25 protein-coding genes are annotated in these 23,402 nt (G+C 35.7%); 10 read left to right on the top strand and 15 right to left on the bottom strand.

Annotation, left to right across the window (positions count from 1 at the left end):
- Window positions 1-139: 139 nt before the first annotated feature.
- On the bottom strand, window positions 140-823 hold the full coding sequence (locus LC095_RS16470) for a zinc metallopeptidase (protein ID WP_226529166.1): 684 nt from the start codon (window positions 821-823) through the stop codon (window positions 140-142).
- A 166-nt stretch (window positions 824-989) separates the two neighbouring features.
- Between LC095_RS16470 and LC095_RS16465 the strand changes: the two genes are divergently transcribed.
- Together LC095_RS16465 and LC095_RS16460 are read left to right on the top strand one after the other, a co-directional pair.
- Entirely contained in the window at window positions 990-1,241 is a 252-nt protein-coding gene (locus LC095_RS16465; protein ID WP_226529165.1) for an atypical membrane-integrating protein (Mistic protein), read from the top strand.
- Complete coding sequence (locus tag LC095_RS16460) at window positions 1,241-2,236, top strand: potassium channel family protein (RefSeq protein ID WP_226529164.1); 996 nt, start codon at window positions 1,241-1,243, stop codon at window positions 2,234-2,236. The genes LC095_RS16465 and LC095_RS16460 overlap by 1 nt, the downstream gene beginning before the upstream one ends.
- On the opposite strand, the gene LC095_RS16455 is transcribed toward LC095_RS16460, so the two are convergent.
- The 3 genes from LC095_RS16455 to LC095_RS16445 all read right to left on the bottom strand — a co-directional run bounded on the left by LC095_RS16455 (window position 2,233) and on the right by LC095_RS16445 (window position 5,503).
- Window positions 2,233-2,637, bottom strand: a complete 405-nt coding sequence (locus tag LC095_RS16455; RefSeq protein ID WP_226529163.1) for a YugN-like family protein — start codon at window positions 2,635-2,637, stop codon at window positions 2,233-2,235. The genes LC095_RS16460 and LC095_RS16455 overlap by 4 nt on opposite strands.
- Window positions 2,638-2,749: 112 nt before the next feature.
- Window positions 2,750-4,102: a glucose-6-phosphate isomerase gene (locus tag LC095_RS16450; protein WP_078432928.1), complete on the bottom strand. Its 1,353-nt coding sequence runs from the start codon at window positions 4,100-4,102 to the stop codon at window positions 2,750-2,752.
- A 237-nt stretch (window positions 4,103-4,339) separates the two neighbouring features.
- On the bottom strand, window positions 4,340-5,503 hold the full coding sequence (locus tag LC095_RS16445) for an iron-containing alcohol dehydrogenase (RefSeq protein ID WP_226529162.1): 1,164 nt from the start codon (window positions 5,501-5,503) through the stop codon (window positions 4,340-4,342).
- Window positions 5,504-5,642: 139 nt separating this feature from the next.
- Between LC095_RS16445 and LC095_RS16440 the strand changes: the two genes are divergently transcribed.
- On the top strand, window positions 5,643-5,873 hold the full coding sequence (locus LC095_RS16440) for a DUF378 domain-containing protein (RefSeq protein WP_078432926.1): 231 nt from the start codon (window positions 5,643-5,645) through the stop codon (window positions 5,871-5,873).
- Between the two features lie 97 nt (window positions 5,874-5,970).
- Here LC095_RS16440 and yugI read toward each other — a convergent pair whose 3' ends face one another.
- The 5 genes from yugI to LC095_RS16415 all read right to left on the bottom strand — a co-directional run bounded on the left by yugI (window position 5,971) and on the right by LC095_RS16415 (window position 10,613).
- The gene (gene yugI / locus LC095_RS16435; RefSeq protein WP_026558972.1) at window positions 5,971-6,369 is read right to left on the bottom strand and encodes a S1 domain-containing post-transcriptional regulator GSP13; all 399 of its coding nucleotides are present in this window, start codon (window positions 6,367-6,369) and stop codon (window positions 5,971-5,973) included.
- Between the two features lie 146 nt (window positions 6,370-6,515).
- Complete coding sequence (locus tag LC095_RS16430; RefSeq protein WP_226529161.1) at window positions 6,516-8,189, bottom strand: hypothetical protein; 1,674 nt, start codon at window positions 8,187-8,189, stop codon at window positions 6,516-6,518.
- Complete coding sequence (locus LC095_RS16425) at window positions 8,182-8,742, bottom strand: RNA polymerase sigma factor (protein ID WP_226529160.1); 561 nt, start codon at window positions 8,740-8,742, stop codon at window positions 8,182-8,184. Before LC095_RS16425 ends, LC095_RS16430 begins: the two co-directional genes overlap by 8 nt.
- 204 nt (window positions 8,743-8,946) lie before the next feature.
- Window positions 8,947-10,116, bottom strand: coding sequence for an aminotransferase (locus LC095_RS16420; protein WP_226529159.1), 1,170 nt, complete (start codon window positions 10,114-10,116; stop codon window positions 8,947-8,949).
- The gene (locus tag LC095_RS16415) at window positions 10,113-10,613 is read right to left on the bottom strand and encodes an Lrp/AsnC family transcriptional regulator (RefSeq protein ID WP_226529158.1); all 501 of its coding nucleotides are present in this window, start codon (window positions 10,611-10,613) and stop codon (window positions 10,113-10,115) included. The genes LC095_RS16420 and LC095_RS16415 overlap by 4 nt, the downstream gene beginning before the upstream one ends.
- A gap of 210 nt (window positions 10,614-10,823) precedes the next feature.
- Between LC095_RS16415 and LC095_RS16410 the strand changes: the two genes are divergently transcribed.
- Entirely contained in the window at window positions 10,824-11,651 is an 828-nt protein-coding gene (locus LC095_RS16410; RefSeq protein WP_226529157.1) for an alpha/beta fold hydrolase, read from the top strand.
- A 43-nt stretch (window positions 11,652-11,694) separates the two neighbouring features.
- Here the strand turns inward: LC095_RS16410 and LC095_RS16405 are convergent, their stop codons facing one another.
- Entirely contained in the window at window positions 11,695-11,964 is a 270-nt protein-coding gene (locus LC095_RS16405; protein ID WP_319005808.1) for a DUF1871 family protein, read from the bottom strand.
- A gap of 97 nt (window positions 11,965-12,061) precedes the next feature.
- On the opposite strand from LC095_RS16405, the gene LC095_RS16400 reads away from it, so the two are divergent.
- Window positions 12,062-13,234, top strand: a complete 1,173-nt coding sequence (locus LC095_RS16400) for a MalY/PatB family protein (RefSeq protein WP_226529156.1) — start codon at window positions 12,062-12,064, stop codon at window positions 13,232-13,234.
- A 247-nt stretch (window positions 13,235-13,481) separates the two neighbouring features.
- The gene (locus LC095_RS16395) at window positions 13,482-14,801 is read left to right on the top strand and encodes a sensor histidine kinase (protein WP_226529155.1); all 1,320 of its coding nucleotides are present in this window, start codon (window positions 13,482-13,484) and stop codon (window positions 14,799-14,801) included.
- 78 nt (window positions 14,802-14,879) lie between these two features.
- Here LC095_RS16395 and LC095_RS16390 read toward each other — a convergent pair whose 3' ends face one another.
- Both LC095_RS16390 and LC095_RS16385 read right to left on the bottom strand, forming a co-directional pair.
- The gene (locus tag LC095_RS16390) at window positions 14,880-15,449 is read right to left on the bottom strand and encodes a superoxide dismutase family protein (RefSeq protein WP_413467494.1); all 570 of its coding nucleotides are present in this window, start codon (window positions 15,447-15,449) and stop codon (window positions 14,880-14,882) included.
- 110 nt (window positions 15,450-15,559) lie between these two features.
- Window positions 15,560-15,760 (bottom strand): hypothetical protein, encoded by a 201-nt coding sequence (locus LC095_RS16385; RefSeq protein ID WP_226529153.1) that lies wholly within the window; start codon window positions 15,758-15,760, stop codon window positions 15,560-15,562.
- Window positions 15,761-15,939: 179 nt separating this feature from the next.
- Here LC095_RS16385 and LC095_RS16380 point away from each other — a divergent pair, with 179 nt between their 5' ends.
- Complete coding sequence (locus tag LC095_RS16380; RefSeq protein WP_226529152.1) at window positions 15,940-16,323, top strand: kinase-associated lipoprotein B; 384 nt, start codon at window positions 15,940-15,942, stop codon at window positions 16,321-16,323.
- A 92-nt stretch (window positions 16,324-16,415) separates the two neighbouring features.
- Here the strand turns inward: LC095_RS16380 and kapD are convergent, their stop codons facing one another.
- Window positions 16,416-16,994 (bottom strand): 3'-5' exonuclease KapD, encoded by a 579-nt coding sequence (gene kapD / locus LC095_RS16375; protein ID WP_413467498.1) that lies wholly within the window; start codon window positions 16,992-16,994, stop codon window positions 16,416-16,418.
- A 336-nt stretch (window positions 16,995-17,330) separates the two neighbouring features.
- On the opposite strand from kapD, the gene LC095_RS16370 reads away from it, so the two are divergent.
- Both LC095_RS16370 and LC095_RS16365 read left to right on the top strand, forming a co-directional pair.
- The gene (locus LC095_RS16370) at window positions 17,331-19,181 is read left to right on the top strand and encodes a transglycosylase domain-containing protein (RefSeq protein ID WP_226529150.1); all 1,851 of its coding nucleotides are present in this window, start codon (window positions 17,331-17,333) and stop codon (window positions 19,179-19,181) included.
- A gap of 30 nt (window positions 19,182-19,211) precedes the next feature.
- Entirely contained in the window at window positions 19,212-19,622 is a 411-nt protein-coding gene (locus LC095_RS16365) for a thiol-disulfide oxidoreductase DCC family protein (RefSeq protein WP_226529149.1), read from the top strand.
- A 38-nt stretch (window positions 19,623-19,660) separates the two neighbouring features.
- Here the strand turns inward: LC095_RS16365 and LC095_RS16360 are convergent, their stop codons facing one another.
- Both LC095_RS16360 and LC095_RS16355 read right to left on the bottom strand, forming a co-directional pair.
- Complete coding sequence (locus tag LC095_RS16360) at window positions 19,661-20,218, bottom strand: DUF5366 family protein (RefSeq protein WP_226529148.1); 558 nt, start codon at window positions 20,216-20,218, stop codon at window positions 19,661-19,663.
- A 142-nt stretch (window positions 20,219-20,360) separates the two neighbouring features.
- Complete coding sequence (locus tag LC095_RS16355; protein ID WP_226529147.1) at window positions 20,361-20,522, bottom strand: hypothetical protein; 162 nt, start codon at window positions 20,520-20,522, stop codon at window positions 20,361-20,363.
- 467 nt (window positions 20,523-20,989) lie between these two features.
- On the opposite strand from LC095_RS16355, the gene LC095_RS16350 reads away from it, so the two are divergent.
- Window positions 20,990-23,395, top strand: coding sequence for a Na+/H+ antiporter subunit A (locus LC095_RS16350; protein WP_226529146.1), 2,406 nt, complete (start codon window positions 20,990-20,992; stop codon window positions 23,393-23,395).
- Window positions 23,396-23,402: the final 7 nt, after the last annotated feature.

Below are 23,402 nucleotides of genomic sequence, written 5' to 3'. Positions count from 1 at the left end.
CATTTAATCACTATTTTTTTCTAAAATCTTACTTTTCAATGATGAGAATGTATCATATAATGGACAATTTTACTAGAAAAAACTTTCTATTTTGACAAGTTTCGACTTTTGTCCTACTCATTCAAGATGTTGGGTCTCATTATTCTCGATTTCCTTGGGAAAAAATCGCTATAAACTTAACTAGTTGGAGCAATGATAAAAGTGCAGCAGCTACATATGTTAAAGCAGCAGCATTTAAAACTTTACTTACACCCCGTTCCTCTGCATTTGTTATATAACCCTCAGAAATCATTAACTGCTTTGCTCTCGAACTTGCATTAAATTCCACTGGAAGTGTAACAAGCTGAAACGCAACCACAGCCGAAAAAAAGATAATGCCTAATCCAATTAAATTAAAACTTCCTAATAAAAATCCGCCTAGCAATAAAAATGGAGCAATACCGGATGTGAAATTAACAATAGGAAACATTTTATGACGAAGTACGAGTGCTCCATATGCCTCACTATGCTGGATTGCGTGACCAACTTCATGAGCAGCAACAGATACAGCGGCTATTGATTGGCTGCCATAGACTGAATCCGATAGCCTGACGGTTTTTCTCATTGGATCATAATGATCTGTTAATGATCCTCTTATATGTTCTACCGGTACATCATATAACCTATTTTGGTCTAATAAATGTCTGGCGATTTCAGCACCTGTCAATCCTGAGGATGCATAGACTCCAGCATATTTCTCAAAACTCCCTTTCACCCTGAATTGAGCCCATAATGAAAGACCAAAAGCAATGATAATTAAGAAATCCAATGGATGAAAAAACATCGTAATTACCCCTCCTATAAATCGTAATCATTAATTATAGTTTGGGCAAAAGCCATATTTCTACCATAGAAATTTAATTTCCATAAATTTCGCAAGCTAAATCTAAATGTGTACATACTAAACTTAATTGTGTAGGATGATCGTCTTTTAAAGGAAGTGAAACAGCTTGAAATTAAATGAAGAAGAAAAAAAACTTTTAAGCGAAGCGATAGATAAAATGAACGAAGGATTAGATACGTTTATCGGATTTTATAATGACTCTGAAGAAGATAAGGGAATAATAGAATTTACCGAAGACACGATTGAAACGATTGAGAAGGCCATAAGTTTCTATGGAAAAGAGGAAGTAACAGCCAAAATCAATACCATTGTAAAAGAAGTATTGTCCTTTATACCGAATCAGAAAGGAGATTCGTAATGGCAAGAACAAATAGAACGATTGTTCAGTGGCTACGGTGGCCAATTCATTACCGAATTACCATTGTTGTTCTCCTTATTGTGCTTATATTTGGGGAAATCATTTCACTTGTTGAGCCAGATGAATTTCCCACAATTTTTGATGGAATTTGGTGGGCTGTTGTCACTGTTTCAACTGTAGGATTTGGAGATTATGTACCGCAAACCTATGTTGGCAGAGGGATTGCTATGCTCATGATATTAGCCGGAGCAAGCTTTGTAACCGCCTATTTTGCGAGTGTGTCTACGGCAGCAATAAAAAGGCAGCACTCTTATTTGGAAGGAAGAGTACGGTTCACTGGGAAAAATCATGTTGTATTAATTGGATGGAATGAGAAGGCAAAAGAAATGGTTGAATCTCTTCAAACGGTTAAACCTTTTAAACAAATTGTCCTTATAGATGAATCATTAAAAGAGTCGCCTTTAATTGAGAATGTACATTTCATCAAAGGAAATCCGATACACGATGATACCTTATTAAAAGCAAAGGTGCTGGAAGCTGATGCTGCGATCATAACCGCAGATCAACACAAAAATGAACAAGATGCTGATATGTGTTCTATTCTCGTCTTATTAGCTGTAAAAGGGATTAATCCCCAACTTTATTGTGTTATTGAGATTTTAACAGAACAGCAAACGAATAATGCAACTAGAGCAGGAGCAGATGAAATCATTAAAACCTACAAACTAACAAGTCATTTGATGATGAGCAGCTACCTGGCGAAAAGCGGGTTATCATCTTTTCACTCAGAATTTAACCCGGCCAACGGGAATTCATTCAAAGTCATACCAGCTGATCAATGGCTAATAGGAAAAACCTTCAAAGAAGTAAGTTATGAATTATTGAAAAATGAATCAATTTTAATTGGAATAAAAAGAGGAGATGAAGCAAAAGTAAATCCGCCTCTCTCCTTTACGATTCAACAGGATGATTACTTAATAGTCTTTACCCACTAATCCAATAATTCAGCCTCAAGCTCTTTCACAAGTGCCTTCCCTAAATCAATATATCTTTTAGGGAAGGTTGCATCCTTATCAACCGGCTCCTGAAATTGATCAAAGGAAGCACTAAAGTTTCCAATATGAACATGGTCATCCAAACCAACCTGATATTTATGTGATAAAAGAAAAGGTGTTCCAAGCTTAACTGTTGTATTACGGGAGTCAAGCTGCCCATCTACTGATGTAAAAGGAACCCTTAAAAATTGATAGCCAACTTCTGAATCAATTTTATAATCGAAAGACCCGTGGTCATAATCCCAATTTCCCCCAATATCGTATCCCAAAGGCTTAAGTGTTTGTTCTAAATCGTATAATTGAAATGTTTGTCCTTCTAATCTTGAACGAACCTCAATCATGGCAAACCCTCCTTTTTCTTTAGATTTGCCCAATTATGAAAAAACATGCTTTCGTGCAGCACACAAATTAAAAAGGCCGACAATTACACTTGTCAGCCTTTCGTTATACAAATTATTTTTCTAAACGTTTTTCAAGCTCAGCTTTCTTCTCTTCAAAACCAGGTTTACCAAGCAATGCAAACATATTTACTTTATATGCTTCAACACCCGGTTGATCAAATGGGTTCACTCCTAATAAGTAACCACTCATCGCACATGCTTTTTCGAAGAAATACACTAAGTAACCAAATGTGTACTCGTCCATTTGTGGAATAGATACAACTAAGTTTGGTACACCGCCGTCTGTGTGAGCAAGCATTGTACCTTGGAATGCCTTTTTGTTAACAAAATCAACTGATTTTCCAGCAAGGTAATTTAATCCGTCTAAATCACTCTCTTCAGCTTCAACAATTAGCTCATGGCGAGGAGTTTCAACATTAATAACTGTTTCAAAAATGTCGCGACGTCCTTCTTGAACATATTGACCTAGTGAATGAAGATCTGTTGAGAAGTTTGCGGAAGAAGGATAAATTCCTTTTTGGTCTTTCCCTTCACTTTCACCAAATAATTGTTTCCACCATTCAGCAAAGTATTGAAGGCCTGGCTCATAGTTAATAAGCATTTCGATTGTTTTTCCTTTATTATAAAGAACATTACGTACAGCCGCATATTGGTAGGCAGGGTTTTCTTCAAGCTCTGACTTACCAAAGTCATCACTAGCTGCTGCTGCCCCCTTCATCATTGCTTCAATATCCACTCCGGTAACAGCAATTGGGAGTAACCCTACAGCTGTTAAGACAGAATAGCGTCCACCAACATCATCAGGAATTATGAATGATTCATAACCTTCTTCTGTTGCAAGCGTTTTAAGAGCCCCACGTGCTTTATCTGTTGTTGCATATATACGTTGTTTCGCTTCAGATTTTCCATATTTTTCTTCAAGAAGCTTTCTGAAGATACGGAACGCTAATGCAGGTTCAGTTGTCGTTCCTGATTTAGAAATAACATTGATGGAGAAATCTTTACCTTCTAATAAATCATGAAGATCCTTCATATATGTAGAACTGATGTTATTACCAACAAAGATCACCTGAGGAGTTTTTCTTTGTTCTTTTGATAAAGAATTGTAGAAAGAATGGTTCAGCATTTCAATTGCTGCGCGAGCTCCTAAGTATGAGCCGCCAATTCCAACAACAAGAAGAACGTCAGAATCATTTTTAATTTTTTCAGCACTTTTTTGAATACGTGCAAATTCTTCTTTGTCATAGTTTTTCGGCAGATCTACCCAACCTAAGAAGTCACTACCAGCGCCAGTTTGTTCATGAATAGAATGGTGTGCTACCTTTACAAAGTCACGTAGGTATGTAATTTCATGTTCGTTAAAAAAGGATAGAGCATTAGAGTAATCAAAGCTTACATGCGTCATAACAGTTTTTTCCTCCATTATTCTTCTTATAATATAGCTTAATATCACTTTATCTAAACTAATAAGTTAAATCAAGCAAAGAACTCAAATGTAAGCGTTGTCAGCTTGTTTTATTTTTTAAAAACTTCTTTGTTCTTGATGGTTAGTTTGAGTTTCAGTAAAATGAACCTATTGATAAGTAATTCATTATAAGTATCTTTTGAAAAAGAAAACACGGAGAACCTCCGTGTTTTTTATTTATAACGAAGCTGTTAAAATAGCAACAACATCTTCTTTATTAAGTTTATTAAAGTTTCCAAATTCACCGTTAACCATGGCTTTGTCTGCCATTAAATCCATATTTTCGTCGTTGATATTATAATCCTTTAAACGACTAGGAGCACCGATGCTACTCCAGAATTCACGTAATCGTTCTATTCCTTCTAGAGCAACCGTCCGGTCATCTTTACCAGCTTGATCGACGTCAAACACGTTAACTGCAAGCTGAACAAAGCGAGAGACATTTACATCAAGATTATGCTTCATCCAGTTTGGAAAAAGTATCGCCAATCCACCTGCATGTGGTATATCATATACAGCTGATACCGCGTGCTCAATATTGTGACTTGCCCAATCACCTCGATATCCCATTTGCAGCTGTCCATTTAACGCAATAGTACCAGAATAAAGAATGGTTTCACGCAGCTCATAATTCTCTAAATCCTCAATTAATTTTGGTGCTGCTTCAATAACTGTCTTTAGTGTTGATTCGCAAAAGCGGTCTTGTAATGGAGTATTTTTTGTATGATGAAAATATTGTTCAAAAATATGTGACATCATATCAACAATTCCATAGACCGTATGATCCTTGGGTACCGAAAATGTATTAACAGGATCTAAAATTGAAAATTTAGGAAAAGTGAGCGGACTTCCCCAACCGTACTTCTCTTTTGTTTCCCAATTAGTAATAACAGATCCTGAATTCATTTCTGAACCAGTTGCAGCTATTGTTAAAACTGTACCAAATGGTAAAGCTTCTGTAGGAATATGTTTCTTTGTGACAATATCCCAAGCATCGCCTTCATATTTTGCCCCGGCAGCAATCGCTTTTGTACAGTCAATAACACTGCCTCCACCCACAGCTAATATAAAATCTATGTTTTTCTTTTTACAAATTTCAACTCCGCGATGAACCGTTGACAATCTTGGATTTGGTTCAACTCCGGCTAATTCAAACAATTGAAGATTGGATTTATTTAGTATCTCAACAACTTGGTCATATAGACCGTTACGCTTAATGCTCCCTCCACCGTAAACAAGGAGTACATTCCTTCCGTACTTAGGAACCTCTGCTTCTAATTGCTCGACTTGTCCCTTACCAAAAATAAGTTTTGTGGGATTATAATATGTAAAGTTTTCCATTCATTATCGCCTCCATAATTAGATTATGTAATTTTCAAATTTTCTTGTAAAGAAATGTGCATGAGAAGAAAAAATTCTTGAATAGAAATGATTATTTTTCACAACATAATAATGTAGTTCACAACTAAGGAGGTTGCACATGAGCGCAATTCAACGTATAGCACTTGTACTTACAATAATCGGAGCCATTAACTGGGGGTTAATCGGATTCTTTCAATTCGATTTAGTAGCCGCTATTTTTGGTGGACAAACGTCAGCACTATCAAGAATTATTTACGGATTAGTTGGTATCGCTGGCTTAATCAACCTAGGGCTATTATTTAAGCCTTCTGAAGAAGTGTCAAGAGAACCACGTCCAGAAGCAAGATAAACCAGGTAGAAAAGACTAACACTACGTTAGTCTTTTCTATTTAGGTAAACAAAGGATGTCCCCAATGTATTGGGGACATCCTTTTTACCGTTCATTCTTATTTTTTTACTTCTTCGCGTTTTGATTGCTCAATCCACTCTTCTAGTTTATCCTTTAATGTATTGAAGCCTTGAGGAGTTTCAGTCTCAGCCTTAACAGTTGCTTGACGTTTCTTTGGTTTTTTAGGAGCTTCTTTTTTCTCTTCAACAGGTGCTTCTTGAGTTGCACGGATTGATAAACTAATTTTCCCTGATTTCTCGTCAATTGAAAGAACTTTCACTTGCACTTCATCATTTACATTTAAGTGCTCGTTTACATCCTTAACAAAACCATGTGTAATTTCAGAGATGTGTACTAATCCTTGTGTTTCTTCATCAAGTGCAACGAATGCTCCGTATGGTTGAATTCCTGTTACTTTTCCTGTATGAACACTACCTATTTCAAACTTAGTTGTCATATTTAACACTCCTATTTTTCTTATATTTATATGTCCCAATATACGCAATTAAAAATTATACCACAGCTTAATGCATTTGACAAAAGATTTTGAACTGCTCTCACATTGTAGTATACCCTAAAAAAAGCAACGATGAACCCGTTGCTTTAAAATAGTGACCGATATTCTACTTTTGGAACCCCATCTTCAAGTCGAAGCTTGAGCTGAGCTGTTTCTCCATTGTGTTTAATATAAGTATGCTCTACTCTTTCTCCATCGTGGGTATAAGTCCAATTAACCATTTTCACTTCGTTTGATAAATGTTGAATATCCAAGCCCGCATTATTTATCTCAGATGTAAATTGCTCAAGCGTTGGTACACCAGCATCTGGACCTTTATAAATTAAAGCATATGCCATCTCGTAGTCCTCTGTTTCAAGAGCATGCATATACATTCTCGCTACAACCAAATCAATCGTATTGTTACCAGCAAAAGGACCATCTAATAGCTGATTATTTTCTGATTGTTTATATGCTTCATACGTTTCCATCATTTGGTCTGTCAACGGTAAAAGATTCACACTTAATCCATTTGGAACAACTTTTAAGTTGGATGGAATAAGGGTTTCTACCTCTTGTTTTAAATCATCTGTTAATTGATTGTCTTGATCTCTGAGTTTATTCAAAAAGCTTTGTACAATCTTAGATGTCTCACTGTTAGGATTTGCTGAAATAAAGCGATCAAACTCGTTTAGTGTTTCATCCTCAATATATCCTTGTTCATTTTCAATTGGAGTATTGTTTAACCCGGTCAAATAATACTGAACCCATAGTTGGTATAATGACCTTACTTCATTAAGGTCTTCAAAATTTGGATTTTTTAAGATAATTCCTTCTAAAAGAATGATCCTCTCCTCAAGCTCTTTCCTAGTAATAATTAAAGCACCATCAGATGCGATTTTAGCTCCTTGCAGAATGTCAAGATAACCCTCTACTTCTTTTGACATTTGACCATTAAAAGCTTCTGAGATTTTTGTATAGTCAATCTTAAAATAAATGAATCCTTCACCATCATCTATAAAGATATATCCGATACGTTTCATTTCTTCAACCAAATCAACATATTCTTTAGAGCTGCTGCTAAAATCAGGTGAATTTAACTTCTTCACATATTCTGATATGTTTGTTACTTCTGCTTGATTCTCTTCATAAACTTTTTGCCATTTATCTGTATATCTTTCTTTCAGATATTCAAGTTTTTCAATATATTTGATAATTTCCTCGTCACTCACTTGATTGTCTTCAGTCATGGTACGAAGTAATTCAAATTCTTCGTTAGGGAGAGATACACGTAAATCAATGATTTGCTTTACATTGTCCGAGTAATTTTTCAGCTCAGTTTGCGTTTTGTACGATGTTCGCTCTTCAAATTTTTGAACAGCTTCTTTGGCTTCCTGTACAAATGCATATTGTTCCACATCTTGAAAACCAAGCTTTTCTTCAAGCTCATCCACTTTTCTTTCATAATAACCTCTTATTTCATTGTTGGCAGTATCGACTTCATTCGCTGTTACTGGATTGTTTCCTGGTGTATGTTGAGTTGGTGAATCAACAATTGGATTTTCAGGCTGAGTTAATAGCTGTGTTGCTAGTAGGCCTGCAATAAACAAAACTCCAACAAACGAAGCGACATAAGGTAATGTAATTTTAACTTTACGCTTATATGGTTTTTCTACTTTTTTTACTTCCCCGACAATTTTTTCAACAGAAGAGATCGTTGACATTTGGTCATATGAGTTCTTCAGATTCTTCATTTGTTCTTCAAACAATTTGTCATCCATAAATGTCACCTTCCTTCTTCTTGAACTCTTCTATTACTTTCTTTAGCATTGTTTTCCCTCTGAGAATCCTTGTTTTAACAGTTGATAACGAAATGGCCATTATATCAGCGATTTCTTCATATTTTTTTTCATGAAAGTAAAATAGCACAATTGGAACTCGGTATTTTTCATCCAGCCTTTGAATAGCTAAATGCAGCATCCGGTCTTCTTCATTTCGGATCACTTCTGCTTCTGTTTCAGGATAGTCATCATTTCTAAAATCCTGTTGTATTTTAAATACCTTACGAAGGTTGGACTGTCGTTTCCGAGCAAAGTCTCTTGTGACATTTAAGGTGATTTTATATAACCACGTGGAAAATTTGGCTTTCGTAAATTGATCAAGAAACCGATATACGCGAATAAATACTTCCTGCGTAATATCTTCAATTTCATCCTGTCTATTTCCTAATTGATAGGCAAATTTCTCAACAACGGGATAATGTATCTCTACCAGTTGCTGAAATGCATTCATATTGCCTTGTTTTGCTTTTTTGATTAAGTCATCTTCATTCATGGTTCACTGCCCTCCTCTTTCACTCATTAAACGAATGGATACAGAAATTTGTTGCAAGTTTGAATGGAACTATATTGGAGAAATAAAATGAGGAAAAAACATAAAAATGTGTTTAATACATACAAAAAAAGGGGAATACTATAACCATAAGGCTTTCTAGTATTTCCCCCCCTTTTTTTCTCTATATATGCTGACCTAATTGGGTCAGCATTTTTTTTGCACAAAACGTTGCATTCTTCGCAAAGCTTCTTGGAGTTGCTCTAGGGAAGATGCATATGAGCAACGGATATATCCCTCTCCACTTTCACCAAAGACACTTCCGGGTACAACAGCTACCTTCTCTTCCATTAACAATTCTTCTGCAAATTCTTCTGAAGATAGATTTGTTTTTTGAATGGATGGAAATGCATAAAAAGCTCCTCCAGGCACATGACACGAAAGCCCCATTTCATTTAACGCACTAACAAATAGGTTTCTCCGTTGTCTGTAGCTTTTTTTCATATGCATTACATCTTCTTTTCCATTTTTGATCGCTTCAACTGCAGCATATTGAGCCATTGTTGGAGCACACATCATGGCATATTGATGAATTTTCAGCATAGCACTTAAAAACTCCTGATGTGCTGCCACATATCCTAGACGCCAGCCTGTCATCGCAAAACCTTTTGAAAAACCTGAGACAAGAATTGTACGTTCAGCCATACCCTCGATTGAAACAAAGCTTGTATAAGCTTCATCGTATGTCAGCTCTGCATAAATTTCATCTGAGATGACCAATAAATCATGTTTTTCAATAATACTAGCTATTTTTTCAAGGTCCTCTTTATTGAGAACTGTTCCAGTTGGATTGCTCGGGGAACACAAAATGATCGCTTTTGTTTTTTCTGTAATAGCTTTTTCCAGATCTGATGGCTGTAATTTAAATTCCATTTCTCCACTTGTTTGAACAGAGACAGGAACTCCTCCAGCTAATGATACCAGAGACGAGTATGCAACAAAGCTTGGTTCGATTACAATTACTTCATCACCTGGATTTACGATTGCTCTTAATGCAATATCAAGTGCCTGGCTTGCACCTACTGTAACAAGAATCTCTTCTTTTGCACTGTAAGTGATATCTGTTTTTTCTTTTAGGTAATAGCTAATTTCGTTTCTCAACTCAAGCAATCCGGCATTAGCCGTATATGATGTATACCCCTGCTCAAGTGAAAGAATACTTGCTTCTCTTACGTTCCATGGAGTAACAAAATCTGGCTCACCTACACCTAAGGAGATTACTCCTTCCATGCTTGAAGCCAAGTCAAAAAACTTTCGAATTCCTGATGGTTTTAAGCTTTTGACTGTACTTGACAGATAATGAGACGGTTCAATCATGGTGATACCACAATTCTTTTGTCCTCATCATCTTGTTCGAATATAGTACCATCATGTTTATATTTCTTTAAGATAAAATGAGTTGTTGTTGATAATACTGAATCTAATGTTGATAGCTTCTCGGATACAAACTGTGCAATTGCCGACATAGATTTCCCCTCAATAATGACGGAAAGATCATATGCTCCTGACATAAGGTAGACAGATTTCACTTCATTGAAACGGTAAATACGCTTCGCGATATCGTCAAAGCCCACGCCTCGCTTCGGTTGGACTTTCACATCAATCATTGCCTTAACACCTTCATGTCCTTCCACTTTGGCCCAGTTCACCTGTGCTGTATAGTCAACGATAATCCGCTGCTCTTCAAGTTTTTTTATCATGTTATTTGTTTCTTCCACCGATAGATCAATCATTTTGGCGATTTGTTCTGCAGTCAAGCGGCAATCGTCTTGTAATATTTCTAGCAGCTCCACTTCTTTTTCACTAAACTTCATTTAAATACCACTCCTACTTTTCAAATCTTCAGACAATTATACCACCATATTACTTGTTTTTCATATGTTTCACAAAAAGAAATAGGGGTAGATTTTTACATGAGTGTTTTTTATTTTTCCGTATAACCTAAAAAATACAACATGTTAAATCAATCTAATATTTTACCATACAATCGACAATAATTTATAGGAAAATTGGAGTGAATGCTTATGGATTATTATTGCAGTGCCATGAAAATACTTGGCATTAACGTTCACTATGAGGTTTATAAACATAATCCTCATAATCCAACCATTGTCTTAATTCATGGATTTCTTTCCTCCAGCTTTTGCTATCGTAAGATTATTCCAATCTTACAGGAGGATTTTACACTTGTGACAATTGATTTACCTCCTTTTGGCAAAACAGAAAAATCAACAAATTTCGTCCATTCCTACTCAAACATGGCAAAGGTCGTTATTCAGTTAGTAGAAGGGTTAAATATAAAGAAAGCATACCTTGTGGGACATTCAATGGGTGGACAAGTTTCTCTAAATGCCGCGAAGCAAAGACCTGATTTATTTGAAAAAGTGGCATTACTATGCAGCTCAGGTTATATGAAAGGTGTCCACCCTAGTTTAAAGCTCGGTTCTTATTTTCCTTATTTCTATTTAGGAATAAAACATTGGCTGGCAAGACAAGGTGTTTTAAAGAATTTATACAATGTTGTTCATGATCGGACTCTTATTGACCAGGAAATGATGGATGGATATATGGAGCCGTTCCTTGATGATAAGATTTTTAGAGCCTTAAACCGGATGATTCGTGATCATGAAGGTGACCTCTCATCAGAAGAATTAAAGTTAATTGAACAACCAAGCTTACTTCTTTGGGGGAATGAAGACAAAGTCGTGCCCGTTCATATCGGGGAAAGATTAAAAAGGGATTTACCAAATTCAACGTTTTTTTCCTTTAAACAAACAGGACACCTTGTCCCTGAGGAAAGACCTGAACACGTATCTGAAAAAATTGCTTCATTTTTTTACCAAGCAACGTAAAAGAAAGCCCTTATGGACAAAAGGGCTTCCTCAATTCAAGTTATTATATCTCACAGCTTGAGTTGTTTTTTATGATTAAAAGTTTTTTTGCCATCCTTTCACAATCAGAAAGTGGGATAATTTCTTCAAAGGAAAATTCAAAAATGGCTTGTATTTTTCTTGCAAGTTTTAATTCTTCTTCAAAAAGATGCACAGCTTGCAATACATCAACTACCTCTGTTTCATAATGACCTGCCCCATAACCTAAAGGATCCCATTGCAACAATACATCCATAATTTTCAAATTCATTTGTTGTGCTTCCAATTTTTTCACCTTTGATAATCTTATTTTTTGCACTGCCATTGTAACATACTTATAGTAAGAGTATAAATTAAAATCTAACCTATAAAAAGATGAGGTGTGATAATCAATGAGTCGATTTGATAAAGTGATTAATCGAAAACAAACAGATTCAGTAAAGTGGGACTATACTAAGAAAATATTCGGTGTGGAAAATGTCTTGCCAATGTGGGTAGCTGATATGGATTTTTCTGTACCTGAAGAAGTAACGGCTGCATTACACTCCCGTGTCGATCATGGAATTTTTGGTTATACAATGCCGGGGACAAATATGGAAAAAGCTGTGCAGAGCTGGTTAAAAAAACGGCATAGTTGGGAGATTGATCCTAAAACCATTACATATAGCCCCGGGATTGTAACGGCAATTAGTTTAGCTATTCATGCTTTTACATCTCTTGACGAAAAAATCGTCGTTCAACCACCTGTTTATTATCCGTTCTTCGAAATTGCTCAAAAGCATGAAAGAGAAGTATTATTCAATAAATTAATTCTTAATGAAGACTTCCGCTATGAGATTGATTATGATGACCTCGAAGCAAAACTTTCTGATGAAAAAACTAAGCTGTTCATCCTTTGTAATCCTCACAATCCTAGTGGACGTGTTTGGTCGCGGGAAGAATTGACTAAAATCGGTGATCTTTGTGTTAAGCATAATGTCATCATCATTTCAGATGACATTCATTCGGATCTTTTATTATTCGGTAGTAGTTATACACCAATCGCATCAATTAGAGAGGATATCGCTAAGCAGACAGTCACATGTATCGCACCAAGTAAAACATTTAATTTAGCAGGACTCCAGGCTTCTCTCGTGCTTATTCCTAATGATTCTCTTAAACGAAAATATCACGATGTTCAACAACTTTTCGGGCTTTTGAGCATCAATACATTAGGCGCGGATGCGATGGAAGCCGCCTACTCTTATGGTGAAAAATGGCTTGATGAACTTCTCCCATACCTGGAGGAAAATGTTGTCTTGATCGAAGATTATTTAAAAAAGCATTTGCCCCAAGTGAAAGTCATGAGACCTGAAGCCACATATCTTGTATGGCTTGATGCAAGAAGTTTAAATAAAACAGATAAAGAATTACAAGAACTTCTACTTAAAAAGGGGAAAGTGGCATTACATATCGGATCTAAATTTGGAGAAAATGGTGAGGGATTTTTAAGAATGAATATTGCCTGTCCAAAATCAACTATTATTGAAGGAATGGAAAGGCTTGTCACAGCTTTAAAAGCTTAAACGATATATCCATAACTCTTTAGATATTCAATTCAGTTGAAATCTGAAGAGTTTTTGGTATAAAAAAGCCCATTCATTTTGGAAAACATCCTTACTGCCAAGAATGGGGGGAGTCGATGTTTATTCTTATACTTTGATCCTTTCATATAGCTTAACTTTCTTAAAGTATTAAAAATTTAAACAAATCCCCTTCAAGTGATGGTATAATTAGACAGAAAATACTTTTACTAACTAAAGGTGACTAATAATGGATCTCGTAAAAGATATCATCCTACAAACTACATTTGTTATTTTACCAATTTTTATCTTTCATCTGTTTTGGTTAAGCAGGAATGATCTTAATGCATTGAAAACGAATATACCTTTGATCACAATTGGGTGTATGATTTCATCCATACTTTGCATTATTGCTCCAATTGAAATGATTGATGGTTTATATTTCAATTTGCATACAATCCCATTATTTATTAGTTTTGTATACGGCGGCTATATTTCCGGCTTTATCACTCTTCTATCAACAATAACTTATTTTGTATATCCATATGAATACGGTCTGTTTTACCTGGGTATTAGCATACTTGTCTATGGTATCATTTCACTATCCATTCGGAACCGTTGGCTTACATATACCTTAAAGAAAAAATTCATATACACACTGCTTTATGGCGCAAGTATTTTTAGTTTCTCCTTAGCAGTATTTTTGTTTGTAAGCGTTTCAAAGCCTGAACCGATTCATTTTCATCAAATTTTCCTTGTCGGAATATCCATTTTTATTTTAACCTTAATGTTAGCCTTATCCGTTTACCTAATTGAATATATGAGAGCAACAGCTGTTTTACGATTAGAGTTAGTGAAAGCAGAAAAGCTATCCATAGTGAGTGAGCTTGCCGCAAGTGTTGCCCATGAAGTCAGAAATCCACTGACTGTTGTTCGAGGCTTCGTCCAGCTAATCGGAAACTCAACCGATAGTACAGATAGTCAGCGAAAGGAATATATGAATCTCGTTCTTGCCGAATTAGACCGAGCTCAATCCATTATTACAGACTATCTTGGAATGGCTGGTCAACACAAGGTTCAAAAGGAGAAAATTAACCTAACTGATACTCTAAATGAAATTACGGTTTTAATGACTTCGTATGCTAATTTCAAAACGGTTCGATTCAACTGTGACGTCGAAAAGAACTTGTATGTCTTTGGTGACCGTTCAAAATTAAAACAAGTATTTATAAATATTATTAAAAATTCTATTGAAGCTGTTCCAAGCATCAACGGTATTGTATCTATTAAAGCTGAAGTGAAGGAAGAACTTATTTATATTAAGATTTCGGATAATGGGGTTGGAATGACAAAAGAACAAATCGAACGGTTAGGAGAGCCTTATTATTCTCTTAAAGAAAATGGGACTGGTCTCGGATTAACTGTTACCTACAGCATCATAAACAGTCATGGAGGATCTGTTAAGTATTCAAGTGAACTAGACAAAGGAACAATTGCCGTTGTTCGATTGCCCTTCTATGTCAACAAAAGCACCACACATCCATTTGAGGTACACCAAAATTTAGGGTAGAAAAATAAAAAATATTTTTTTTGTTATAATACATACTTTATACACAAAAAAGGATGATGATTAATCATCCTTTTTTATTTATTCCTCTTCCTCTTCAGGCTTAACTTCCTTCTTATCGCTACGTTCTGCCTCTTTTTCAGTAATTTCACCACATGCGATTCTCTGTCCGGAATTACCTGCTGGTTGTGACATCCCGTCGTCTTTACCATCTGTTATGACAATAGACGTCCCTTCTTGACGGAGCAGGAAGTTTTTTTTGTCAGCCTTTAACGTTAGCTGAGGTGCCATTAATGTTGCTTCAGCTTTCCCATTTTCCGAAATGATGTTTGGCAGATCCCCTGCGTGTGCTCCTTCGGGATGAAGTAATCCGTGTTGCTTTTCATCAGGGTTAAAATGATTTCCAGCAGATTTAAACTCGGGAGCTTCACATGTCCCTTTTTCATGTATGTGAATTCCTAGCTCTCCATCCGGCAATCCCTCCAGCATAACGTCCAGTTCGACACCCTTTGACTGCTCTGATACTTTAATTGTTCCTAAAGAATCACCGCTAGTATTAAACATTTCAACATCCATTTTCGTGATTTCCTTTTCCATACAACCGGTTAATACAGAAAGAAACACAATAGCAAAAAAAGTTATATGCTTCATCATACCCTCCAACAAAAGTATTGGCTAAAGGGTATTTTTCGCTTTACAGTCTGTTTTTATACTATTCATGAACACAAAACTGAGAGCGATTGCAAAAACAGATTAGATACTCACTTTTCTTTTGACTGTTTGCCTTCCTTCATTAAGTTATCCACTTTGTCTTCTTCTTTTTTTGAAACTTTTAATATAAAACGGAAAGCAAAAAACGCTGCAATTGTAAAGATGACCATTGTAATAGCTGCTGGAATATATTCCGTTTTATCCTCCGGGAAATATAAGAACAATCCTATTATAGGGTTTAGATAATTCAATTTATTCACTCCCTCTCTTTGTCCTACTATAGCAAGATTTTTTGATTTTCACTAGTTTGCAAAAGCAGATAAAACAAAACGTTCACAATTGCGTCGGAATACCGACTTACCGAAATAAATGGTAGTATAGACAGAGAATAGATCTTTTATATGAAGTATAGTTTAAGGGGGTAAACATGGTGGAAGAAAAGAAAATTGGAGATGTTGTAACAGGGATTTATAAAACCGGAAAATATATCGGAGTCGTTACGGACATTCGCCAAATGCATTACTTAGTCCAAGTAAAAGCAGTTATTAAGCATCCTCAACAAGGAGATTTACATAATCCGAAACAGGTGGATGTCCAAATGTTTCATGAACGACGAGCTTTAGCTTTTAATGAACAAACAAATGTACCAAAGCAGATGGTTAAATCTTTTGATGGAAATGTGCCTGATTATCATCAGTCTTTACAGAAAGCTGTGATAGCCATGAAACAGGAATTAGAAGAAATGAACACTGAGTGGGCAAAACAGTCGTTAAACAGACTACTTGTATTGGAAAAAGAATACTTCCCAAAATAATCGTAAATGCTTTACTCAATAACAATATTACTCCACACTTCATCCAATATTGTTATTGAGCTTTTTTTCTTTGTTTACTTCCATTGATAAAGTTATGTTGCATATTTATTTAAAACCTCTGATAAATCGATTCGATCTCCGATTGTAGGTGGAGTCGGTTTTTGTAAATAACGCTTATCATCCTCAACTAACTTGAATAAGTTATAGGTAGTTAGAGCATCATCCAGTGCACGATGATGTTTTCCAGTAGCTTTCTTTCCGTATTCTTCAACCGCCTTCCATAAACCGGTTTGATTACGATCTCCAAAGAACTTTTTATATTCCATTGATAGATCTCTAAATTTACCCGTGAACGGGAATTCTATTTTATTCATTTCACAATTATGTCTTAATACTTTCATATCCATATTCCCCCACGTAATAACGGTTGTAGGGGCTTTTTGATTATAATTAGATAAAATACTTAATAGTTCAGTAAACGTCATACCCTGGTCTATTTTTTTCTGTGAAATTTGCAGAAAGGTTTTACATCGTTCACTCAAAATGGGGAATTGGTTTGGTTTTACGTATGAGGAGAATTGCTCTTCAATCTTTTGGTTTTTTACAGAAACAATACCCACTTCAATAATTTCAGGATAGAACCCCTTTGGGTTGGATTTTCCTTCTGGCATTGTAAATTCAAAATCAATAAATAGTAATTGCTCTTGTCCCTCCAATCTGTTTCACTCCTCCTTTACTAAGAAATAGTTTGTTAGTTTCATTATATCACCGAAGCGCGAGAAAGAACTTCAATTTTCCGAAAAATAATGAAATATCCCTTGACTATTTTTTTATAGTAAGTATTTAAGGTGGACGATTCATTTTAAATATATTCAACTGGTAGGATTGTTAGGTATAATTTTTTTAGAACATACACAATCAATACGCTTATTTTTAAGGAAATCATGTACAATAGAACTAATGACCTTAAAAAGCCTTGTCTACTAATATAGAAAGAAAGTGAATGTATGCGGAGATTATTTGGCTGGATTTGTATCTTTATCATGGTTCCCATTTTCCTCCTTTGCGGATTTATAGCAGGAAAAGAATCTCAGGCAGTTAAGGGATTGGGAACGGTATTAGATGAAAAAATCCCTATCGACTCTGTCCAACTCGTTGAAAACAGCTATATCTTTGATCATGAGGGTCGCCTAATATCAGAGATTGTTACCGATCAACAAAACCGAACATATCTTTCATATGAAGATATACCTGATGTTGTCAAAACAGTATACATCGAATCAGAAGATAAGCGTTTTTTCGAACATATCGGATTCGATGCAGCAGGTATGCTTAGGGCAGTTTTAATTAATTCCCAGTCTCAATCGGTTGAGCAGGGTGGGAGTACCATTACCCAACAATTAGCGCGGAATGTTTATTTATCACACGAACAATCTTATAACCGTAAATTAAGTGAGCTTTTATATTCCTATCAACTGGAAAAAAACTTCACAAAAGAACAGATCTTAGAAGCCTACTTAAATGCCATATACTTCGGAAATGGAACATATGGAATCGGGTCCGCTTCCAGTTATTATTTTAATAAACAAATTCAAGAATTAAGTTTGGCTGAGCTTGTCTTTATTAGTGCTATACCAAATAACCCGACAATGTACGACCCGGTAAAAAACTTTCATGCAACGAAAGAGCGGCAGGAAAGATTGCTTCAGATTCTATATGAACATGGTTCTATTTCAAGTGATGAACTGCAGGATGCTATGAAAGATTCTATCAACCTTTCCATAAAAACCCGGACAGATACTAATGCCGACTATGTGACATATGTTCATCACGAGTTAAAACAATTAATCGCTGAAAAAGAAGGCTTTGCTCAACAAGCAGAATCATCGAAAAATAACGATACACTTGAAAAGCAACTAAATGAAAAAGTGAATCAAGTTCTAAGCAAAGGTGTTATTATCCATACAGCATTGGAAACTGAGCGTCAAAATACATTAGTACGTGCAATAGAACAGTATATTCCATCAAATAATATACAAGGATCAGCTGCAGTCATTAATCATAAAACACACAAAATTGTTGCGTTATCCGGTGGTAAAAATTATGAAAAATATTCTTTTAACAGGGCATATCAAGCTTACAGACAACCTGGTTCAGCAATAAAACCCTTATTGGATTATGCTCCCTACATTGATATTACCGGTGCAACAGCTACCTCAAAAGTTGATGCAGGTGAATTTTGTAAAGATGACTGGTGCCCGGAAAATTATAGTGGTAAAAATTATGGAAAGGTCACATTGGAGACAGCACTTAAATACTCCTATAATACGGCAGCTGTTCGGATGCTCGATCAAATAGGAATTGAAAAAGGATTTTCTTACTTGGATCCTTTTCAGTTTGCCAACATCTCAAATAGCGACCATCAGCTTCCAGCTGCAATTGGTGGTGTAAGCATTGGTGTATCACCACTAGAATTGACAAATGCTTACACAACCTTTGGTAATAAAGGGTTCTTTTATCAAAACCATGCGATTACCAAAGTAACTGATTTAAATGGGCAAACCCTCTATGAGTGGAAGGAAGAGCCTACACGTGTATGGAAGGAATCAACCAATACACAAATGCTTTCATTACTGTCAGCTGTTGTAAAAAGTGGCACAGGGCAAAAGGCATACTTCCCAAGTGATTATATCGGAGGAAAAACAGGTACTTCTAACAATTATTATGATCTTTGGTTTGCCGGTCTGACAGAAACCTATACAGGGGCAGTTTGGGTTGGAAAAGATCAGCCTGCTAATATTGAAAGAATGTATACCCAATCACCTCAACAACTTATATGGAAAGAGATGATGAAATAACTCATTCTACTAAAAGGAGGGTTTAAGTTAGTGAATAACCATAATACCTCTATATTGCTTTTTGATGGAGTATGTCATTTTTGTGATCGATCTGTTCAATTTTTAATTCGCCATGATCATAAAGGAATCATAAAATTCGCTGCTCTGCAGTCGAACAAAGGGCAAGAATTGTTACGTGAACATCAACTTTCAACAACTGATTTAAACAGTTTGGTCTTTATACACGGTCAACATTCCTTTACAAAATCAACGGCCGTGAGAGAAATATGCCGTCAGTTAGGCGGTAAATGGAAACTTTTAGCGATTATGCTAAAACTGACACCAAGACCACTACGTGATACCATGTATGATCTTGTTGCAAAAAATCGCTATAAATGGTTCGGTCAAAAAGAGCAATGTATGATCCCGAGTAAAGAAGTTAGAAATCGATTTTTACAATAAAAAAGATAGCCTTTGACATTAGTCAAAGGCCATCTTTTTTATACAGGTAGGCTAGCCATAATACTATTATAAAGCCTAAAACAAATGTATAAGGTTCCTAATATAAAGATAAACCAAAAAAGAACATGAAATAAGACCAACCCTACTAATGAAAAAGATGTCAGAGTCTGACTTATCTTATAAACGATATAGATGAAATAACCAATTGTTGAAAGCAGAAAAATCGCAATAATAAAGATTGGATACTGCACGGCAATTAAAGATAAAGTGCCACCTACTAAATAAATAGCTGATCCACCTCTAATTTTCGTTAAGTTCTCCCCTGCTACATCTTTCGAAAAAAACAACAGTGAAAGCTCTGTTACAGTGTTCGCTATAAGTTTTAATGCCGAAAAAACCATAAAATACAAAAGAGCAAAAAGAATAAACAAAGCCAGTTTTATTCCATTATTTGAGAAAAACTCAAGCATTCCATCATAAATGCCAAATGTCTGTAAATAATCAATGACAATCATGACTGTCGAAATGGAAAGAGAAGCACTAAAAAGTAAAATCGTTATAAGTGGGAAATAACTTGTAAAGTATGTGTTTTTCATGGTCAAATTCCTTACTCTATAAAATGATCAGATCTACTTAATTATGAAGTAGAGGAAAGGTTTTGACAAGGCTATGATGGACTTCATCACAAATCTAGTGACACACATACGAAAACAGGATGTATTTACCTCAAACATCCTGTTAACGAATTACCACACGAACATATTCCCGTGGTCGAAACTTTTCAAAGACATTCGCTTCCTCTGTTAATTTTTCAATAGGTGTTTCTGTATTCGTTAACCGAATGGCGGAATCGTCAAATGAAACAGTTTCTACATATTCTCTTTTTACTTTTTCGTTCACGTACCAAGCACCACTGAACAAGGATGAAAATAAGCACCCTGCGACAAAAATCTTTATTTTGTGCATGGAATCACCTCAAGTTTAGGATGCTCTTTGGACTTTTATAATATACAAGTCAGCAGAAATTTGTTATCATTTTTATGTTCATATGAACCTGAAATGAGCAAATTTTGCTATCATTTCATAGTTGTCCACAATCTGGAACATAATAAATCAGTAGATGTTAAGTACGATTTTTTCTTTTTAACTGATAAGAATGTATAAAATTTTGTACTTAATGTAGGTGTCTAGATCTAGCGTCTGGCCTTAGATCGCACAGGAGGTGCAAGTGCAGATACAGCGACAAGACGTCGCGTAAGTAACTGCCTCTAGGGTCTAGTCAATTTGCCCAAGGCTGATCAGGGCGCTTGCGCTTTTCTTAACTGAAAAACCAGATGAAATAATGAATACTGTAAGGAGGTTAAAAAATGACGTTATTACATGTGGCCATCTTATCGCCCTTTTTGCTCGCCATCTTGATTCCGTTCCTGTATAAGTTTTTCCGTCAAATACATACAGGCTGGTTTGTGCTGGTTTTACCAGTCATACTCTTCACATACTTTATACAATTTATTGAAGATACTATGCACGGACACACCATTCGCCAAACGATGGAATGGATCCCTTCTCTCGGTATTAACTTTACAGCATACATAGATGGTCTGGGACTATTATTTGCCTTATTAATTTCGGGTATAGGTGCGTTAGTTGTTCTTTATTCAATTTACTACCTTTCAAAAGATAAAGAACAATTAAACACCTTCTATGTGTATTTGTTATTGTTCATGGGAGCAATGCTTGGGGTTGTCTTATCTGATAACTTAATTGTACTTTACACGTTCTGGGAGATAACTTCTCTTTCTTCTTTCCTACTCATTGGGTATTGGTACAATCGAGAAAAATCACGTTACGGTGCACAAAAATCGATGATCATCACCATTTTTGGCGGACTACTCATGCTTGGTGGTTTCATCATGCTTTACATCATGACAAATACCTTCAGCATTAGAGACATAATTAGTCAGGTACCACAAATAACAGATCATACATTATTTGTACCTGCACTCATTCTTGTACTTTTCGGGGCATTTACAAAGTCAGCTCAGTTCCCGTTCTATATTTGGTTACCAGATGCGATGGAGGCACCAACGCCAGTCAGTGCCTACCTCCACTCAGCAACAATGGTAAAAGCAGGGATTTATCTAGTCGCCCGTTTTAGCCCTGTATTCGCTGGTACACCTGAATGGTTTTGGATTGTGTCATCCTTTGGAATTTTCACGATGTTCTGGGGATCCTTTAATGCGGTAAAACAAACCGACCTTAAAGGAATATTAGCTTTTTCAACTGTTAGTCAATTAGGTATGATCATGTCCATGTTTGGAATTGGATCTGCTGCACTTGTACTTGATTCTATCGATAACAGCTACTATACAGTAGCCACGTTAGCTGCAATCTTCCATTTAATCAATCATGCTACCTTTAAAGGAAGTTTGTTTATGGTTGTCGGCATTATTGATCATGAAACAGGTACACGTGATATTCGAAAACTTGGTGGTTTAATGAGTCTAATGCCGATAACTTTTACCATTTCGATTATCGGAGCTTTTTCAATGGCCGGTTTACCTCCATTTAACGGATTTTTGAGTAAAGAAATGTTCTTCACAAGTATGATACGAGTACTTGAAATGGATGTATTTAATATTGAAACCATTGGTCTTCTTTTCCCGATTATCGCTTGGGTTGGAAGTGTCTTTACCTTTATTTACAGCATGGTATTAGTTTTCAAAACATTTACAGGGAAATATCAACCGGAAAAACTAGAGAAGAAACCACATGAAGCACCAATTGGTATGCTTATTTCGCCAATCATCTTAGCTTCACTAGTGATCATTTTCTTCTTCTTCCCTAATATCTTAGCTTATACCATTATTGAACCTGCGATGGCTTCTGTTATACCTGCATTATTAGGAGAAGAAGGACATTTTCATGTTCATATTTATCCTTGGCACGGGTTTACGGTTGAGCTGTTTATGACAATTGGTGTCATTGTTTTAGGAGTTATTGGCTATTTATCTCTTACAAAATGGAGATCCGTATATGGCCTGTTCCCAAAAAAGCTTACACTTAACAAAGGATATGACGCAGCACTGGTTCAGCTGGATAAATCCTCTTTCCGTCTAACAAGATTTTACATGACAGGATTTATCAGAGATTATCTGGCTTATATATTTACGTTCTTTATTTTAATATTAGGAACTTCCCTTGCTCTAACCGGTGGGTTTTCCTTTTCATTAGCCAATACAGCACCAGTTGGAATATATGAAGCTGTGCTTGCCATCGTCATGATAATTGGTACAGTTACTGTTTTATTCTCTAAGTCACGATTAACAGCAATCATTGCGTTAGGATCTGTCGGATATTCATTATCCCTGTTCTTTGTATTATTTAGAGCACCTGACCTTGCATTAACACAACTTTGCGTAGAAACAGTTTCTGTAGCTTTATTCTTGCTTTGCTTTTATCATTTACCGGAATTTAAGAAAAAAGAAAAGAAACTGAATTTCAAACTAACAAATCTTATTATTTCATTAGGTGTTGGATCAATTGTTACACTTCTTGCATTAGCTGCAAACAGTCAACGTGTAACTGAAACTATTTCAACTTACTTTGTTGAAAATAGCTACAAGCTTGCAGGCGGAAAAAATATGGTTAACGTGATTCTTGTAGATTTTAGAGGCTTTGATACATTATTTGAAATAACCGTATTAGGAATTGCTGCTCTAGGCATTTTTGGAATGATTCGCTTAAAAGTCAGAAAGGGGGAAGAAGGATGAAGAAAAA

Source organism: Metabacillus niabensis, from assembly GCF_020524345.1.
Lineage (GTDB): Bacteria > Bacillota > Bacilli > Bacillales > Bacillaceae > Metabacillus > Metabacillus niabensis_B.
The sequence above is the reverse complement of the archived record's forward strand: the minus strand, read 5'-3'. Positions and strand labels throughout refer to the sequence as shown.

Coding starts and splice junctions, on each gene's coding strand:
- LC095_RS16470 (WP_226529166.1), bottom strand. CDS start 823: ATGTTTTTTCATCCATTGGATTTCTTAATTATCATTGCTTTTGGTCTT.
- LC095_RS16395 (WP_226529155.1), top strand. CDS start 13,482: ATGGATCTCGTAAAAGATATCATCCTACAAACTACATTTGTTATTTTA.
- LC095_RS16410 (WP_226529157.1), top strand. CDS start 10,824: ATGGATTATTATTGCAGTGCCATGAAAATACTTGGCATTAACGTTCAC.
- LC095_RS16450 (WP_078432928.1), bottom strand. CDS start 4,102: ATGACGCATGTAAGCTTTGATTACTCTAATGCTCTATCCTTTTTTAAC.
- LC095_RS16430 (WP_226529161.1), bottom strand. CDS start 8,189: ATGGATGACAAATTGTTTGAAGAACAAATGAAGAATCTGAAGAACTCA.
- LC095_RS16390 (WP_413467494.1), bottom strand. CDS start 15,449: ATGAAGCATATAACTTTTTTTGCTATTGTGTTTCTTTCTGTATTAACC.
- LC095_RS16420 (WP_226529159.1), bottom strand. CDS start 10,116: ATGATTGAACCGTCTCATTATCTGTCAAGTACAGTCAAAAGCTTAAAA.
- LC095_RS16350 (WP_226529146.1), top strand. CDS start 20,990: ATGACGTTATTACATGTGGCCATCTTATCGCCCTTTTTGCTCGCCATC.
- LC095_RS16415 (WP_226529158.1), bottom strand. CDS start 10,613: ATGAAGTTTAGTGAAAAAGAAGTGGAGCTGCTAGAAATATTACAAGAC.
- LC095_RS16455 (WP_226529163.1), bottom strand. CDS start 2,637: ATGATTGAGGTTCGTTCAAGATTAGAAGGACAAACATTTCAATTATAC.
- kapD (WP_413467498.1), bottom strand. CDS start 16,994: ATGCCAGAAGGAAAATCCAACCCAAAGGGGTTCTATCCTGAAATTATT.
- yugI (WP_026558972.1), bottom strand. CDS start 6,369: ATGACAACTAAGTTTGAAATAGGTAGTGTTCATACAGGAAAAGTAACA.
- LC095_RS16445 (WP_226529162.1), bottom strand. CDS start 5,503: ATGGAAAACTTTACATATTATAATCCCACAAAACTTATTTTTGGTAAG.
- LC095_RS16440 (WP_078432926.1), top strand. CDS start 5,643: ATGAGCGCAATTCAACGTATAGCACTTGTACTTACAATAATCGGAGCC.
- LC095_RS16360 (WP_226529148.1), bottom strand. CDS start 20,218: ATGAAAAACACATACTTTACAAGTTATTTCCCACTTATAACGATTTTA.
- LC095_RS16460 (WP_226529164.1), top strand. CDS start 1,241: ATGGCAAGAACAAATAGAACGATTGTTCAGTGGCTACGGTGGCCAATT.
- LC095_RS16425 (WP_226529160.1), bottom strand. CDS start 8,742: ATGAATGAAGATGACTTAATCAAAAAAGCAAAACAAGGCAATATGAAT.
- LC095_RS16400 (WP_226529156.1), top strand. CDS start 12,062: ATGAGTCGATTTGATAAAGTGATTAATCGAAAACAAACAGATTCAGTA.
- LC095_RS16370 (WP_226529150.1), top strand. CDS start 17,331: ATGCGGAGATTATTTGGCTGGATTTGTATCTTTATCATGGTTCCCATT.